Annotated in this window: 15 protein-coding genes; 8 read left to right on the top strand and 7 right to left on the bottom strand. The window is 73.1% G+C overall.

From position 1 onward, the window contains the following. Nucleotides 1-477, top strand: a 477-nt coding sequence (locus tag CCN39_RS16090) for an NAD(P)H-dependent oxidoreductase (RefSeq protein ID WP_086842823.1), incomplete at its 5' end; no start/stop codon positions are given. Between the two features lie 5 nt (nt 478-482). Here CCN39_RS16090 and CCN39_RS16085 read toward each other — a convergent pair. Further along, a complete protein-coding gene (locus tag CCN39_RS16085; protein ID WP_086842819.1) occupies nt 483-1,064 on the bottom strand; it encodes a TetR/AcrR family transcriptional regulator in 582 nt (193 codons plus the stop codon). A gap of 72 nt (nt 1,065-1,136) precedes the next feature. On the opposite strand from CCN39_RS16085, the gene CCN39_RS16080 reads away from it, so the two are divergent. Beyond that, complete coding sequence (locus CCN39_RS16080; RefSeq protein ID WP_086842817.1) at nt 1,137-1,952, top strand: SDR family NAD(P)-dependent oxidoreductase; 816 nt, start codon at nt 1,137-1,139, stop codon at nt 1,950-1,952. Nucleotides 1,953-1,968: 16 nt separating this feature from the next. After that, a complete protein-coding gene (locus CCN39_RS16075; RefSeq protein WP_086842815.1) occupies nt 1,969-2,874 on the top strand; it encodes an NmrA family NAD(P)-binding protein in 906 nt (301 codons plus the stop codon). A gap of 35 nt (nt 2,875-2,909) precedes the next feature. Here the strand turns inward: CCN39_RS16075 and CCN39_RS16070 are convergent, their stop codons facing one another. Beyond that, nucleotides 2,910-3,812 carry a LysR substrate-binding domain-containing protein gene (locus CCN39_RS16070; RefSeq protein WP_086842814.1) on the bottom strand — a complete coding sequence of 301 codons (903 nt, stop codon included), beginning with the start codon at nt 3,810-3,812 and terminating at the stop codon, nt 2,910-2,912. A 98-nt stretch (nt 3,813-3,910) separates the two neighbouring features. Between CCN39_RS16070 and CCN39_RS16065 the strand changes: the two genes are divergently transcribed. Together CCN39_RS16065 and CCN39_RS16060 are read left to right on the top strand one after the other, a co-directional pair. Further along, nucleotides 3,911-4,759, top strand: coding sequence for an oxidoreductase (locus CCN39_RS16065; RefSeq protein ID WP_086842812.1), 849 nt, complete (start codon nt 3,911-3,913; stop codon nt 4,757-4,759). Between the two features lie 123 nt (nt 4,760-4,882). After that, nucleotides 4,883-6,082, top strand: coding sequence for an FAD-dependent monooxygenase (locus CCN39_RS16060; RefSeq protein ID WP_167455106.1), 1,200 nt, complete (start codon nt 4,883-4,885; stop codon nt 6,080-6,082). Here CCN39_RS16060 and CCN39_RS16055 read toward each other — a convergent pair. Genes CCN39_RS16055 through CCN39_RS16045 form a run of 3 tightly spaced genes read right to left on the bottom strand, consistent with a single transcriptional unit; the run spans nt 6,063 to nt 9,995 of the window. Continuing rightward, the gene (locus tag CCN39_RS16055; protein WP_086842810.1) at nt 6,063-6,731 is read right to left on the bottom strand and encodes an ABC transporter ATP-binding protein; all 669 of its coding nucleotides are present in this window, start codon (nt 6,729-6,731) and stop codon (nt 6,063-6,065) included. The genes CCN39_RS16060 and CCN39_RS16055 overlap by 20 nt on opposite strands. After that, on the bottom strand, nt 6,728-7,420 hold the full coding sequence (locus tag CCN39_RS16050) for an ABC transporter ATP-binding protein (RefSeq protein WP_086842807.1): 693 nt from the start codon (nt 7,418-7,420) through the stop codon (nt 6,728-6,730). The genes CCN39_RS16055 and CCN39_RS16050 overlap by 4 nt, the downstream gene beginning before the upstream one ends. Beyond that, complete coding sequence (locus CCN39_RS16045) at nt 7,413-9,995, bottom strand: FtsX-like permease family protein (protein ID WP_086842805.1); 2,583 nt, start codon at nt 9,993-9,995, stop codon at nt 7,413-7,415. Before CCN39_RS16045 ends, CCN39_RS16050 begins: the two co-directional genes overlap by 8 nt. Nucleotides 9,996-10,282: 287 nt before the next feature. On the opposite strand from CCN39_RS16045, the gene CCN39_RS16040 reads away from it, so the two are divergent. From CCN39_RS16040 to CCN39_RS16030, 3 genes are all read left to right on the top strand, one after another. Beyond that, nucleotides 10,283-11,998 carry a glycosyl hydrolase family 18 protein gene (locus CCN39_RS16040; RefSeq protein WP_086842803.1) on the top strand — a complete coding sequence of 572 codons (1,716 nt, stop codon included), beginning with the start codon at nt 10,283-10,285 and terminating at the stop codon, nt 11,996-11,998. Between the two features lie 102 nt (nt 11,999-12,100). Next, nucleotides 12,101-12,634: a carboxymuconolactone decarboxylase family protein gene (locus tag CCN39_RS16035; protein WP_086842801.1), complete on the top strand. Its 534-nt coding sequence runs from the start codon at nt 12,101-12,103 to the stop codon at nt 12,632-12,634. 54 nt (nt 12,635-12,688) lie between these two features. Then, the gene (locus CCN39_RS16030; protein WP_086842799.1) at nt 12,689-13,474 is read left to right on the top strand and encodes a hypothetical protein; all 786 of its coding nucleotides are present in this window, start codon (nt 12,689-12,691) and stop codon (nt 13,472-13,474) included. Nucleotides 13,475-13,476: 2 nt separating this feature from the next. Here the strand turns inward: CCN39_RS16030 and CCN39_RS16025 are convergent, their stop codons facing one another. Together CCN39_RS16025 and CCN39_RS16020 are read right to left on the bottom strand one after the other, a co-directional pair. Further along, on the bottom strand, nt 13,477-14,199 hold the full coding sequence (locus CCN39_RS16025) for a hypothetical protein (RefSeq protein ID WP_143264052.1): 723 nt from the start codon (nt 14,197-14,199) through the stop codon (nt 13,477-13,479). After that, the coding region (locus tag CCN39_RS16020) for a VWA domain-containing protein (RefSeq protein WP_086842795.1) at nt 14,186-15,314 on the bottom strand (1,129 nt) is incomplete at its 5' end. The genes CCN39_RS16025 and CCN39_RS16020, both read right to left, overlap by 14 nt.

Here is a 15,314-nt window from a genome sequence, read left to right as displayed (position 1 = left end):
GGCCCGGCCGCGGCCGGCGCCAAGATGACCGTCTTCGGCGGCGGCACCCCACAGGGCGAGGAGGCCGACGCCTGGGCCGCGGCGCGGGCGGCGTTCGCCCGGTTCGACGCCGCCGACCGGATCCTGTTCAGCGTGCCGATGTGGAACTCCGGCGTGCCGTACGTCCTCAAGCAGTTCGTGGACGTCGTGTCCCAGCCCGGCTGGATCTTCGGCGTCGACCCGGTCGACGGCTACCGGCACCTCCTGGCGGGCCGCGGCAAGCGCGCGGCGGTCATCTACACCAGCGCGGTGTGGGCGCCCGGGCTCGGGCCGGAGTTCGGCGCGGACTTCCAGGCGCCGTTCTTCACCGGCTGGCTCAACTGGACCGGCATCGACGACGTCACCGAGATCCGCCTCCACCCCACCCTCACCGGCGACGCCGGCGAACTCGGCCGGATCGCCCACGAAGCCGCCCGAGATGCCGCAAAGACCTTCTGACCGGGTCAGGGGTGGCGGATGGCTCGGACGGCGGTGTCGTAGAGGTCGAGCATGTCGGCCTGTCCGTTCAGGCGGACCCATTCCTCGTTGGCCACCTGCAGGCAGACGATCGCCGCGGCGGCGATCGCGCGGGCTTGGAGGGTGCGGTGCTCGGGGTCGGGAAGCCGCGGCTCGATCAGCGGCGCGAACAGGTCTTGCCAGCGGGCTTGTTTCTCGGCGTGGCCGGCGCGCAGGGAGTCGTTGCCGAACAGCAGCGTGATGAACTCCAGCCGCCGCTCGGCCGTCATGTCGATCTCCTCGAGCACCCCGAACGCCGCGCGTAGCGCGACCCACGGGTCCTCTTCGGCCGGGCGCTGCGCGAGGCGCGCGGCGATCAGCTCGCCCTGCTCGGCCAGGCTGCTCAGCGCCAGGTCTTCCTTGCTGCGGAAATAGTTGAACAGCGTCCGCCGCGAGACGCCCGCGGCGGCGGCGACCTCGTCGAGGGTCGTGTTGTCGTAGCCCTTCGCGGCGAACAGTTCGATCGCGGTCCGGGCGAGCAGCGAGCGGACCACGGTGCGGGTCTGTTCCCGAAGAGGTTTGGCGGCCATGCACCCATGGTACGTCACATCACACCATGCACTTACTTGCACTCAGTGCAAGTAAGTGCGTAGGGTGAAGACATGAGCAACGTCGACTACCACCGCCAGACCGTCATCGTCACCGGCGCCAGCTCCGGCCTCGGCGCCGAATTCGCCCGCCAGCTCGCCCGCCGCGGCGCCGACCTCGTCCTGGTCGCCCGCCGCGCCGACCGGCTCGAAACCCTCGCCGCCGAACTCACCGCCGCCCACGGCGTCACCATCACCACCATCGCCCGCGACCTCGGCGCCCCCGACGCCGGCCGCACCCTGCGCGCCGAACTGGAGGCCCGCGGCATCCACGCCACCGGACTGGTCAACAACGCCGGCTTCGGCACCCACGACGCCTTCACCGACGAGGACCCCGATCGCCTGCAGAGCATGATCACGCTGAACATCAGCGCCCTGGTCGACCTCAGCCGCGCGTACCTCGCCCCACTGTCCGCGGCCGACACCGGCATCCTGATCAACGTCGCCAGCCTGCTGGGCTTCCAGCCCATCCCCTACATGAGCGTCTACGCCGCCACCAAGGCCTTCGTCCTCAGCTTCACCGAAGCGCTCTGGGAAGAAACCCGCGGCACCGGCCTGCGCGTCCTGGCCGTCAACCCCGGCGCCATGCAAACGGAGTTCTTCGACGCCGCCGGCTCCCAGACCGCCGACCTCGGCACCAAGCGAGCCACCCCCGAACACGTCGTCACCATGGCCCTCGACACCCTCGACCGCCGGTCCGCGCCCCCGTCGGTGGTCACCAACAGCCGCTCCCTGACCCTGCTCGGCAGGCTCCTCTCCCGCCGCCACCTGGTCCGGCTCCTCGGCTGGATGGCTCGCCGCGCACAGGCCCCCACCCCCGTCCACAGCTGACCACGGGAAGCCACCGATGACTGATCACGGCCTCGTTCTCGTCACCGGCGCCGGCGGCATCGGCCGACGCGTCACCGAACGGCTGCGCGCGCACGACGTGCCGGTCCGCGTCCTGGTCCGCCGCGACGACGACCGCGCGGCCGAGGTCCGGGCCCGGGGTGCCGAGGTCGTCACCGGCGACCTGACCCGGCCCGACACCGTGGCGGCCGCGCTCGACGGCGTCCGCCGGGTGTACTTCGGCCTCAGCGTGTCCCCGGACCAGCTGCTGGCGGCGACCATCACGGCCACGGTCGCCAAGGAGCACGCGGACCTCGACGTCCTGGTGGACATGTCGCAGATGACGGTGTCGCAGATGACCGCCACCAGCACCGCGGAATCCCACCAGCAACGGCTGCACTGGCTGACCGAGCGGGTGTTCGACTGGTCAAGCCTGCCCGTGGCACACGTGCGCCCGACGGCGTTCCTCGACAACCCATTGTTCACCACCCTCGCGGCGCGGTCGATCCGCGAGAACGGCACCCTGGCGCTGCCGTTCGGGACCGGACGCACCTCGCCGGTCGCCGCCGAAGACGTCGCCCGAGTGGTCGCCACCATCCTGCGCGAACCCGGCGAGCACCCGGGGAAGGTGTACGAACTGACCGGACCGCGAACGCTCGACCTGGCGGGAGTGGCCCGGGAGTTCTCGGAGGCACTCGGCCGCACGGTGACCTATGTGGACGTCCCCCTGGAGTGGTGGCGCACCGAGGTGCTCGCGAAGGCGGGCCTGCCACCGCACACCGAGCAGCACATCGCGACCATGGCCCGGCTGCACCGCGAAAACCGGTACGACCGGGCCACCGCCGACGTCGAGCGCATCACCGGGAAGCGCCCTCTGACCGTCGAGGAGTTCGTCGCCGCCCGCAAGGACTACTACCTCGGCTGACTGCCGCGGGAATTCCCGGGAGCCACCGGAAGCGGTCAGCCCGCCTGGGTCAGGTCGGTGGCCGCCGCCAAGGCGACCGCGACCTCGGTGATCGCCCGGACCGCCGGGGTGTCGTTGCCGGGCACCCACACGAGGTCCGTGCGGGCGACCTCGCCGTCCAGGGGCACGAACACCACGCCGGTGCGGCGCAGGCTGTGCGAGGAGCGGGCCAGCCGGGTCACCCCGACGCCGGCCGCGACCAGCCCGAGCAGGCCTTGCACGGTGGTGGCCCGCTGCACCACCCGCGGGGTGAAGCCGGCCGCGGCGAAGTCGTCGTCGTAGCCGCGGTGCCACGGTTCCCAGCTGCCACGCGGGGTGAGCACCCACGGCTCGTCCGCCAGGTCGGCCAGCTTCAGCGACGCCCGCCCGGCCAGCGGGTGTTCCGCCGGCAGCACCGCGCACACCTCTTCGGTCAGCAACGTCCGGGACACCAGGTCGGCCACCAGCGGCGGACGGGTGAACGCCAGGTCGAACCGGCCCTCGCGCAGCCCTTCGACGAGCTCGGCGATCGAGGCCTCGGCCGTCGTCACGGTCAGTCCGGGCAGCCGCTCCCGGACCGCGCGCACCACCGGCGGCAGCAGGTAGTTCGCCGTCGTGGCGAGGAAGACGAGCCGGACGTCGCCGATCTCCCCGCGCACCGCCCGCCCGAGCGTCGCGACGGCTTCGTCGGCGCGGGCCAGCACCGCGCGGGCCTCGGGCAGGAACAGTCGGCCGACGGCGGTGAGCCGCGTCCCGCGCGCGTCGCGGTCGAACAGCCGGACGCCGAGAGCGCGTTCGAGCACGGTGATCTGCTGGGACAGCGACTGCTGGGCGAGGTGCAGCCCGGCGGCGGCGCGGGTGAAGCTGGTCGCCTCGGCCACGGCGACGAAGTAGCGGAGCTGCCGCAACTCGGGGGTCACAGGCTCCGACTGTAGCCGCGGCAGGACATCGGTGCTGGCGCCCCGGCCCGGCCCGTCCCCAGGATGGAAGGGAGGAAAGCACTGGGAGGACACGGAAAATGACGAACACCGACGGCCGCGTCTGGCTGATCACCGGCTGCTCCGCCGGCTTCGGCCGCGAGATCGCGCTGGCCGCGCTCGCCGCGGGCGACCGCGTGCTGGCCACCGCCCGCCGTCCGGAAACCCTGGCCGGACTGCGGGAACACGGCGGCGACCGGCTCCGGACCGCGGCCCTGGACGTCACCGACGCCGGGCAGATCGACACGGCGGTGAACGCCGCGCTCGAGGCGTTCGGCCGGATCGACGTCGTGGTCAACAACGCCGGCAGCGGCTCGGTCGGCGCGGTCGAAGAACTCACCATGGACGAACTGCGCGCGCTGATGGAGGTCATGTTCTTCGGCGCGGTCGCGGTCACCAAGGCGGTCCTGCCGCACCTGCGCGCGCAGGGCAGCGGCACGGTCGTGCAGATCAGCTCGATGGGCGGGCAGCTGTCCCCGCCCGGCTACGGCGCCTACTGCGCGACGAAGTTCGCGCTCGAAGGCATCTCGGAGGCCCTCGCGGCGGAGGTCGCGCCGTTCGGGGTGCGGGTGCTGATCGTCGAGCCGGGCGCGTTCCGCACCGAGTTCGGCGGCGGGCGCATGCACCGCTCCCGCACGATCGACGCCTACGCGGTGTCGACCGGCGGAACGCGCGCGGCGGTCGAGAACATGGACGGCACCCAGCCCGGCGACCCGGCCAAGGCCGCGGCGGCGATCGTCCGCGCGGTGGGCAGTGCCGACGCCCCGCTGCGGCTCGCGCTGGGCGCGGACGCCGTCGAAGCGATCCGCGCCCACCACGAGGCCGTCGCGGCGGACCTGGCCGCCTGGGAGGAGGTCAGCCGGGCCACCGCGCTCGATCAGTCCAGTTAGGACCAGACGCCGGCCACGCTGTGCGCGGCCCGCCGATCGGCGAATCCCGATTCCTGGTCGGCCGGCGCGGCCACCGCGGCTAGACTCCGGACCGTCATCCGGACGGCGATGGGGGATACCGCGATGAGCGGCAACAGGGTGTTGGTGACCGGAGCGAGCATCGCGGGGCCCGCGCTGGCCCACTGGCTGCGTCGACGGGGAGCCGAGGTGACCGTCGTGGAGCGGGCACCCGGCCTGCGGCCCGGCGGGCAGGCGGTGGACGCGCGCGGGGTGGCCAAGGAGGTCATCCGGCGGATGGGGCTGGAGCCGGCGGTGCGCGCGGCCCGCACCGAGACCGCCGGCGCGCACACCGTGGACGCCGACGGGAACGTGCTGGAGACGTTCAGCGCGGACGACGACGGCGGCGACGGGTTCATCGCGGACATCGAGATCCTGCGCGGCGACCTGTCGCAGGTGCTCTACGACGACACCCGCGACGGCGTCGAATACCTTTTCGGCGACCGGATCGCCGAGCTCGCCCAGGACGCCGACGGGGTCGACGTCACCTTCGCGGGCGGTGGCCAGCGGCGTTTCGACCTGGTGATCGGCGCCGACGGGCTGCACTCCGCCCTGCGCGCGACGGTCTTCGGGCCGCGTGCGCGGTTCGTCCGCCACCTCGGGATGGTGCTGGCTTTCTACAGCGTGCCCAACGAGTTCGGGATCGACCGCTGGATGATCGACTACCAGGACCCGGCGTCCGGGCGCTCGGCCGGCCTGCGGCCCCTCAAGGACCCCACCCGGGCGATGGCCATGCTGTCCTTCCCGGCGGACGGCTTCGACGTCGACCACCGCGACCTCGAGGCGCAGAAGGACCTGCTGCGCGAGCGGATGGCCGGCTTCGGCTGGCAGACCCCGCGCATCCTCGCGCACCTGGACGACACCCCGGACTTCTACCTCGACCAGGTCGCCCAGGTGGTGATGGACCGCTGGTCGGCGGGCCGGGTCGGCCTGATCGGCGACGCGGCCTTCTGCTCGTCGCCGATGTCCGGCGGCGGCACCGGACTGGCCCTGGTCGGCGCCTACCTGCTGGCGGGCGAACTGGCCACCGCGGGGTGGGACCCCGACACCGGGTTCGCCGCCTACGAGACGCGGATGCGCCCGTACGTCGAAGCCAACCAGGAAATCGGCCGGCTGCACGTCCAGAGCCGCGACGCGGCCGCGGACACCGAGCTCGACATGGAGGCGCTCACCCCGGTGATCGAGCGCGCGATCAACGGGGTCGAGCTGCCTGACTACGCCGGGGCGCCGGACTCGGGGAGTCCGGTCAGTCCAGCAGGGCGGTGAGCACGCCGTCGAGCAGGCGGACGCGGCGGTCGGCGATGCGGTGGACCTCCTCGTCGTGGGTCGCCACGATCACCGCCGCGCCCTCCGCAGCGCACCGGCGCAGCAGCCGCAGGACGCGGGGCGTCGAGCCGGCGTCCAGGTGCGCCGTCGGCTCGTCGGTGAGCAGGACCCGTGGCCGGCCCGCCACCGCGCGGGCCAGGGCCACCCGCTGCTGCTGGCCGAACGACACCTCCAGGGGGTAGCGGTCGCCGAGCTCGCCGATGCCCAGCTCGTCCAGCAGGCCGGTGACCCGCTCGGCGATCGCCGACGGCGCCGGGCGCGGCACGTCCGAACGCAGCCGCAGCGGCAGGGCGACGTTCTCCGCGATCGTCAGCTCGTTCGCCAGCCCGAGCGCCTGCGGCAGCACCGCGCACGTGTGCCACGGCGGCGCGCCGCTGATCGGGACGCCGTCGAGCAGCACACAGCCGGAGTCGGGGGAGTCGAAGCCGCACAGCAGCGCCAGCAGGGCGCTCTTGCCCGAGCCCGACCGGCCCGAGACCGTCACGAGCTCGCCGGCGCCGACGCGCAGTTCCAGCCCGCGCAGCACCTCGATGTCGCCGCTGGGGTGGGCGAAACTGCGGCGCAGCCCGACCGCTTCCACGAGTGTCATGCCGGTGGCTCCCGTTCTTCGACGCCTTCGAGCGCGCCCTTGTGCAGGCGGGCCACCCGTGCGCCGAGGTCGATCAGGCGTTCGTCGTGCGAGGCGACCAGGACCGCGAAGTCCTGGTCCACCAGGTACTGCAGGGTGTCCAGCACCAGGTCGGCCGACGCCTCGTCCAGCTGCGACGTCGGTTCGTCGGCGAGGATCACCGTCGAGCGCGCGGCCAGCACGCACCCGAACGCCAGCCGCTGCTGCTGGCCGCCCGAGAGCGCGGCGATCTTCCAGCCGCCGGTGCCGTGCAGGCCCAGCTGCCCGAGGATGTCGTCGGCGTTGCACTCGGTCCCGGCGGCCTCGGCCGCGGCCTGCAGGTTCTCGGCCACCGTCAGGTAGCCCAGCAGGTTGTCACTCGGGTTCTGGAACACCAGCCCCAGGTGGTGGCGCCGCAACGCCCGCCGCTCGCGATGCTTGAGCTTGCGGACGTCGGCGCCCTGGAACGTCAGCGTGCCGCGGGCGGGCTGCTCGAACAGCCCCAGCACCCGCAGCAGCGTCGACTTGCCCGACCCGGACGGCCCGGCGAGCACGGTCATCCCGCGCGCGGGCACGTCGAGGCTGACGTCGTCGACGCCGGTGACCACCCCGGCGGGCGTCGGGTAGTCGACGCCGATGCCGCTCAGGGAAAAGATGGGCTTCTCAGGCACGGATCAGCTCCGCGGTCCGGGCGGTGCGCACCGAGCGCACCGCGATCCAGCCGGCCAGCGCGACCACCGCCACGCCGATCACGACGACGGTCAGCACGAACGGCAGCGGATCCGGCAGCTCCGACCGCGGCGCGAGGAACGTCGCCGGGTCGAACCGGGGCACCGACAGCCCCGCCACCGAAACCCCGCACACGACCCCGACCACGATCGCCAGCCCGCTCAGCGCCCCCAGCTCCATCAGGTGGCTGGCCAGCAGCGTCCGCGGCCGCATGCCCATCCGCAGCACCAGCGCCCCGGCCAGGGCGTTCTGCCGCCGCCGGACCTCGACCGCGACCAGCAGCGCCAGGATCGCCACCACCCCGAGCACCGCGCCCAGCAGCGCCACGAACGAGAACGTCCACGACACCACGAAGAACGGCAGACCGTCCAAAGCGGACTCGCGGCTGATCCGGTTCGGGATGAACACCCCCGCCGCGCGCAGCGCCGTGGTGGCCTCCGCCATCGGGGCGGTCGTCAGCACGCTCCACTTCGGAATGCCGTCCAGCTGCGCGTGGCTGAGCACCGTGCGGGAGACGACGTACCCGGGGGAGGTGCCGATCATCGGGAACACCGGCAGGTCACCGGCGACGACCGCGTCGGGCAGGTCGTCGGGCAGCTTGGCGTTCTGCTTGGCCGTGTGCCCGACCCGGATCACCGGCGTGCCGCGCGGGTCGGGCTGCGAGATCTTCCGCAACAGCCCGGCCAGGTCGTCGCCGGGGACGTGCTCCACCGCGGCGCCGCGGGCGAACGTCGCCGGGTCGACCACCAGCACCACGCTGCCGGTCCCGGTCAGCTCGCCGACCACCGTGCTGGTCCCGGCCAGCGACGCGGGCATCGCGACCTGGCCCATGCCGATCGGGCTGTCGGTGTCGAGGCGGGCGTTGCTGCCGACGAAGATCGCCGATTTCGTGTCGAGGGCCGCTTCCTGGCCGTCGGCGATGCCGATCCCGGTGGCCAGCGTCCCGATGGCCAGGGTGCCGATGACGAGCACCCCGGTCACCGGGGCGCGGGCACCGGCCAGCCGCCGGATCGCCAGCTGCAGCGCCGGGCGCGACCAGAACCGGGCCCGGTGCGAGGCGTGCAGCGCCAGCCACGCCAGCCGCGCGGTCAGCAGCCCCACCGTCAGCACCACGAACACCGGGTAGGTCAGCGCCAGCGGATCCACCTGCGGCAGGGGATTGCCCAGCCGTGACGTCGTGCCGTAGTGCGCCAGGCGCGTCCAGCCCAGCCACGCCATGCCCGCCGTCGCCAGCTCCCACGGGAAGTACGCCAGCAGCCGCACCCGCCGGCCGCCGCGGCGCACCCGGCCCAGCTCGAACTCCCGGTGCACCCGCACCGCGACGACCAGCGCCAGCAGCACCAGCGACACGACCAGGGTCCCGGCGGCGACGCCGGCGGCCCGCAGCTCGGCCGCCGGATCCGGGGCGCCGGGCGGCCCGTACACGCCGAGCAGCAGCCGCGCCGCGACCGCGCCCGCTGCCCCGCCGAGCAGGATCGGCAGGCCCAGCTCGGCGACGGCGAGCCCGCCGAGCGCCGCCGGGCCGCTGCCGCGCGCGGAAAGCAGCCGCAGCTGCGCGTGCCGCCGCTGGTACCACTGCAGCGCCACCGTGCCGAGGCCGGCGCAGCCGACCAGGACGCTGATCAGCGCGAGCGGCAGGATCGAGACGAACACGTTGTTCTGCGCCTGGCGGGAGATCTGCACCGAGCGCTGGAACGTCGGGACGTCGGCGGCGATCAGCGAGCCGAGACCCTGGGCCGTCAGATCGGCGCGGACGTCGGCGACGAGGTCCTGCGAGCGCTGCAGCAGGTCCTCCGCCGCGCTCAGCGTGGTCGGCGCCGGCTCGTAGAACGAGACGTGGAAGTACTGCATGGTCGGCAGCCCGATCGCCTTGATCGCGTCGTCGAAGGTCTTACGGTCGGTGGCGAAGACGATGGCGTCGATCGGGTCGTCGACCAGCCGGTCGATGACGGCCCCGGACTGCTGGGAGCACCACCACCGCGGCGGCGGGTCGAGCAGGTCGCGGTAGATGCCGGTGACCGGCGGCAGCGGGATGCCCTGCAGGCTCGGCTTCGTGCCGACCCCGATGTGCTCGGCGTCGGCCACCACGTTGCCCAGCCACAGCCCGGGTGCCCGGCTGCCCTGCTGCAGCGACAGGTTGTCCAGGCCGGCCTGGTCGCGGTAGCCGAGCCGGACCTTGTAGTGCGGGTCGCCGTTGAACTCGGTCCCGCGCAGCACGTTCGTGAACTGGCCGACGACGGGCGTGCCGAACCCGTGCGCGGCGGCGTGGCGCTGGATCGCGCCGGTCACCGCCGGGATGTCCTTGACCGGCATGTTGCCCTTGCCGAACATCGGACCGTAGCTGTCCGGGCAGGTGATGCCCGTCTGGTACCGCACGGCCGCGCCGCCGGCCGCGGACGCCTGCAGCACCGCGGCGGTGCCGAGGAAACAGGCCAGCAGCGAGGTCACGGCCGCCACGATCAGCGTCAGCGGGCTGGAGAGGGCGGCCTTCGGGGCAGCTCGCCACGGTTTGGTCACTCTGCGTTGTCCATTCTTCCCCCACGTCACCCGCATGGACCAGGACGCTACCGGCCATCCCGCAGAGTTGGAACGTTTTTGTCGCGATCGTTGCTCACCACGTGTGTTCGCGCGCCCGGTTTCGCTCGCGAGCAATCGCGGCCGCCGTCCGGCCGGTTTAGTGGTCTGGACCTTGACGCGGTGATTGGTCTGGTCCAATCCTGAAAGCGTTCCCGCCGTGCCACGCCGCCGCACGGCTCCCGCCCGGCCCAGGAGCGCAGATGCGTCGACGCAGACCTTTCTCCCGATTGTCCGTTTTCCTTGCCGTGGCGGCGTTCTCGGCCGGTTCCCTGGTCGCCGCGGCCGGGACCGCCCAGGCCGCCACCCCGCTGCCCGCGCACGTCTTCGCGCCGTACTTCGAAGCCTGGACCGGCGAAAGCCCCGCCGCGCTGGCGCAGCAGTCCGGGGCCCAGCACCTCACCATGGCGTTCCTGCAGGCCGCCACCAAGGGCTCCTGCACCGTGTACTGGAACGGCGACACCGGGATGCCGGTCGCCACCGGCGTCTTCGGGCCCGACATCACCACCATCCGGTCCCGCGGCGGCGACGTCATCCCGTCCTTCGGCGGCTACACCGCCGACAACACCGGCACCGAAATCGCCGACAGCTGCACGAACGTGGACTCGATCGCCGCGGCCTACGAGTCGGTGCTCACCACCTACGACGTCCCCCGGCTCGACATGGACATCGAGGACAACTCGCTGACCAACTCGGCCGGGATCGACCGCCGCAACAAGGCGCTCAAGAAGGTCCAGGACCGGGCCGCCGCCTCCGGGCGCCCGCTACAGATCTCCTACACCCTCCCGACGACCACCCGCGGCCTCGCCGACAGCGGCCTGAACGTGCTGCGCAACGCCGTCGCCAACGGCACCCGCGTCGACGTCGTCAACCTGATGACCTTCGACTACTACGACAACGCCACCCACCGGATGGCCACCGACACCCAGACCGCCGCGGCGGGCCTGGTCGCGCAGCTGGGCACGCTCTACCCGGGCAAGACCCAGGCGCAGCTGTGGGCGATGGTGGGGGTCACCGAGATGATCGGCGTCGACGACTTCGGCCCGGCCGAAACCTTCACCACCGCCGACGCCACGACCGTCTACGACTGGGCCGTGGCCAAGGGCATCAACACGCTGTCGTTCTGGGCGCTGCAACGCGACAACGGCAGCTGCCCCGGCGGCGCCGCGGCCGACAACTGCTCCGGCATCGCCCAGGACACCTGGTTCTTCAGCCACGCCTTCGAGCCCTTCACCGGCGGCACCTCCGTGCCCGGCAACGACTTCTCGCTCGCCGCGAACCCCGCGTCGGCCGCGGTGGACCCGGGTGGCTCGGCGTCGGCGACCGTGCGCACCGCCGTCACGTCCGGCGCCGCCCAGCAGGTCACGCTGGCGGTCACCGGCGCACCCGCCGGCGTCACTGCGTCGGTCAGCCCCGGCTCGGTGACCGCGGGCGGCAGCGCGACGCTCTCGGTGGGCACCACCTCGGCCGCTGTCCCCGGCATCTATCCGCTCACCGTGACCGGCACCGCCGCCTCCGGCAGCCACAGCGCGACCTTCACCCTCACCGTCAACGGCACCCCGCCCGCGGGCGGGGTGGTCAACGGCGGCTTCGAGACCGGCGCGCTGGATCCGTGGACCGCGCCCGGCGACACGGTCGTGGCCTCCCCGGCGCATTCGGGCACCCACGCGCTGCAGGTGACGCCCTCGGCGTCGGCCACCGGCGAAGCGGCGCAGAACGTGACGCTCGCCCCGAACCACTCCTACACGCTCACGGCGTGGGTCCAGGGCAGCTACGCCTACGTCGGCGTCCGGGGCGGGGCCACCGCGAGCGCGTGGACCTCCAGCAGCGGCTGGACCCGGCTGTCGGTGCCGTTCACGACCGGCGCTTCCGGCGCGGTGACGGTGTACGTCCACGGCTGGTACGGCCAAAGTGCCGTCCACGCGGACGATTTCGCGATCGGTTGAGGCGTGCGGCGGTGGCCCGGTTGGGCAACACGGAGGTTGGCCGGGCCGCCGTCGGCCGGAAGACTGCGCAGGAGGATCTTTCGCTCCCACCAGGAGGAACCGATGCCGCACATCCCGCTCGACCCGCAGCTGCCCGGGATCCGGTCGCTGATGGCCTTCCGGCCCGAAACCGCCGTCCCGCTCAACCACCTGGCGCAGACCCTGCTGCGCGGCCCGAGCAGCCTCACCGTCGGCGAGCGCGAACTGATCGCGGCGGTGGTGTCGAACGGCAACGAGTGCCGCTTCTGCCACGGCAGCCACGCCGCCGCGGCGGCCGAGACCCTCGACGGCGGCCGCGCCGTCGTCGAAGCGGCCTGTGTCGGGGTCGACGACGCGCCGGTGGGGGAGAAGATCAAGGCCCTGCTGCGGATCGCCCTCGCCACCCGCGAAACCGGCCGCGCCGTGACGCCGGAGCTGATCGAGGCGGCCCGCGCGGAAGGCGCGACGGACGTCGAACTGCACGACACGGTCCTGATCGCCGCGGCGTTCTGCATGTTCAACCGCTACGTCGACGGCCTCGGCACGGTCGCCCCGGACGACCCGGCGGTCTACGACCAGATCGGGAAGGTGCTGGCCGCCGAGGGCTACGGCCGCTGAGGCGGGTTCCGAGGTCGGATAGGCTCCCTCCGGAACATTGAGGGGGGAGCTTCGATGTCACGATTCGTCAAGCCCGCGTTGTGGACGACAGGGGTGCTCGCCGCGGGCTTGCTCGCGTTCTGGCTGCTGCTGGCGCTGGACATCCCGTACCAGAGCACCGCCACGCCGGGCACCACCTCGGTCCCGCCACCGGCACCACGGGCGGGGCAGCCGGCCCCGTCACCGGCGCCGCAGCCGGTCCCGTCGTCGGCACCGCCGGCGGAGCAGCTCGCGTGGGTCACCGACGTCCGGCCGGGCCCCGACGACCGCAGCGCGGTGCTGCACCTCGACCTTCCCACCTGCGCCGAAGCGCCGCACGCCCGGGTCACCGAGGCCGAGAACCGCATCGACGCCGAGATCCTCTTCCGGCCCCGGGAGGGCGCGCACTGCCCGCAGGCGCCGGCCGATTTCCCGATCAAGACGGCCGCGCCGATCGGGAAGCGGCCGTTCATCGTCAACGTCGGCGAGACGTGGGGGCTCGTGTCCGGCGGCTGGAAGAAGTGCGACGAGCGCCTCGGCTGCGAACCGCCCGCCGACCACTGCGACCAGGCGTGGATCGCGCAGCTGGAGTTCAGCGCCGAGGCCGAGTACCCCGGCACCACCCGGGCCTGCGACCAGAACTGGCTGGTCCACGACCTGCAGCGGCACAGCGGCCAGCCCCCGACCCGGGTCGCCTACCGCTGGGCAGGCACCTACTGGGCGTCCTTCGCCGGGGCGAAGGGCGGCGGCTGCGCCGAAATCCTGGCCGTCGAACCGAAGTTCCCCACCGCGCTCTGCAAGGACCTCAAGCCGCCGGCGTGAGGCTACTGGAGGACCGCGAGCGGCAGGATGACCAGCTCGCCGCTGTCCGGCCGCCACGCCTGGCTCTTGCCCAGGCAGCGCGCGTTGAACTCGCCCCGCGGTACCTCCTTGCGGCGCAGGTGGCCGTCGTGGCAGGCCACCCGGACCCGGGCGTCGTGCCGCCCGATCCGCGCGTGCAGCACGACCTCGTCGCCGGACTCCTCGGTCACGGTGAACTTGCCCTGCACCACCACGTAGCCGTCGTGGACCTCCGACAGCCGCGGTGAGCGCGTCCGGCGCCACGCCCGGTCGCCCTGCACCGACTTGGCCGTCAGGTTCGCGTGCACGACGCCGTGCTGAGCCTCCAGGGACTGCAACGCCAGGCCCAGCAGCGTGTTCGCGGTGACGTGGACGTCGTAGCTCGTCTCCGTCTCGTGCCCGCGGTTGGCGCCGCGGCCGAGCTTGAACCACTGGCTGGTGAACCCGAACGAACCGTCGGTGTTCCGCTTGACGAACTCCCGGATGGTCCGTTTGGCGATGTCGCCGTAGCCGCCCTGCTGGCAGAGCTCGATCACCCGCGACTCGTCCAGGTAGAACGGCAGGCCGGGCAGGATCACCGGACGGCTGCGCCGCAGCACCCCGAGCACCAGCACCACCAGTGTCAGGACCGCGGCCAGCACGGTCGCCGCCCAGACCCACGCCCACCAGCCCAGCACCGACCACAGCATGGCCCTATCGACATCCACGAAGCTCCTTCACCGCCTCCGTCAACGATTCCGCGGTGCCGTCGACGACGCGCCCGCCGGTCGCGGCGGTGGCCCGGCCCAGCTCGGCCGGGTTCGCCTCGCCGAACCGGATCGCGAACGCCGGCCCGGCGTCGTGCCGGCCGGCGAGGAACGCGTCCAGGCCCGGGCCGGCGTTGTTCTCGCCGTCGGTCATCAGCACGATCGACGCCCCCGGCTTCGCGAGCCGGTAGGCGTGCTCGAGCGCGGCCCAGATCGCCGTGTACGGCCGCAGGTCCGCCGACGCCACGACCGCCTGCAGCGCGTCGGCGTCCTCCCGGCGGGACACGGTGACCGTGCGCTCCTCCAGCACCTCGCCGGCGAACCGGATGATCGTCACGGTCTCGCCGGCGTAGAACCGGTCGAACCCGGTCAGCTCGGCGAACGCCCGGCGCAGCGCCGCCACCCGCGGCCCGGCCATGGACAGCGAGTAGTCCAGCACGAAGATCACCTGACGCCCGGTGCCCGCGCGGTCGTAGGCCTGCAGCAGCCGGTCGAGCACCTCCTGCTGGTCCGGGAAGTACAGCGGGTTCCCGACCGGCGTCGCCAGCGGCCCGGTGCGCGGCACCGCCGGATCGGCCGGGCGCCGGAACGTCCGGTCCATGATGGCCCGCTGCGCCGCCGGGGCGCGCAGCCACTGCACGACCCGGTCGTAGGCGGCGCGCCGGTCCGGGTTCAGCAGCATCAGCGGGTAGTCCGCGAGCACGATCCCGTCCCGCGGGTAGACGACTTCGAGGGGCTCGCGCAGCCGCCCCGACGCGTTGAGCGCGAGGACCGCCGACTCCGGCGCGACGATGCCGCCGGCCTCGGGCTCGCGGCGCACGTACTCCTCGGCGACGTCGGCCGCGTCGAACGCCCGGCCGGCGAGGAAGCCCTGGATCCGGTCGCACCGGACGTCCTCCGGCCGCAGCGCCGCCCCGGTTCCGGCCGCCGCGGTGGCCACCCCGATCAGCGCGGCCATCCCGCTGCCGGAGACGTGCGGATCCGCCATGCCGTACCGCAGTTCGCCACCGGCCGCGCGGTCGGCGATGTCCGCCCACGTCGGCTGCGCGCCCAGCTTCGCCGCTTCGCCCGGCTTC

Source organism: Amycolatopsis kentuckyensis (assembly GCF_002155975.1).
GTDB classification, from domain to species: Bacteria; Actinomycetota; Actinomycetes; order Mycobacteriales; family Pseudonocardiaceae; genus Amycolatopsis; species Amycolatopsis kentuckyensis.
Note: the sequence above shows the minus strand (reverse complement) of the source record. Positions and strands in the feature narration are given on the sequence as shown.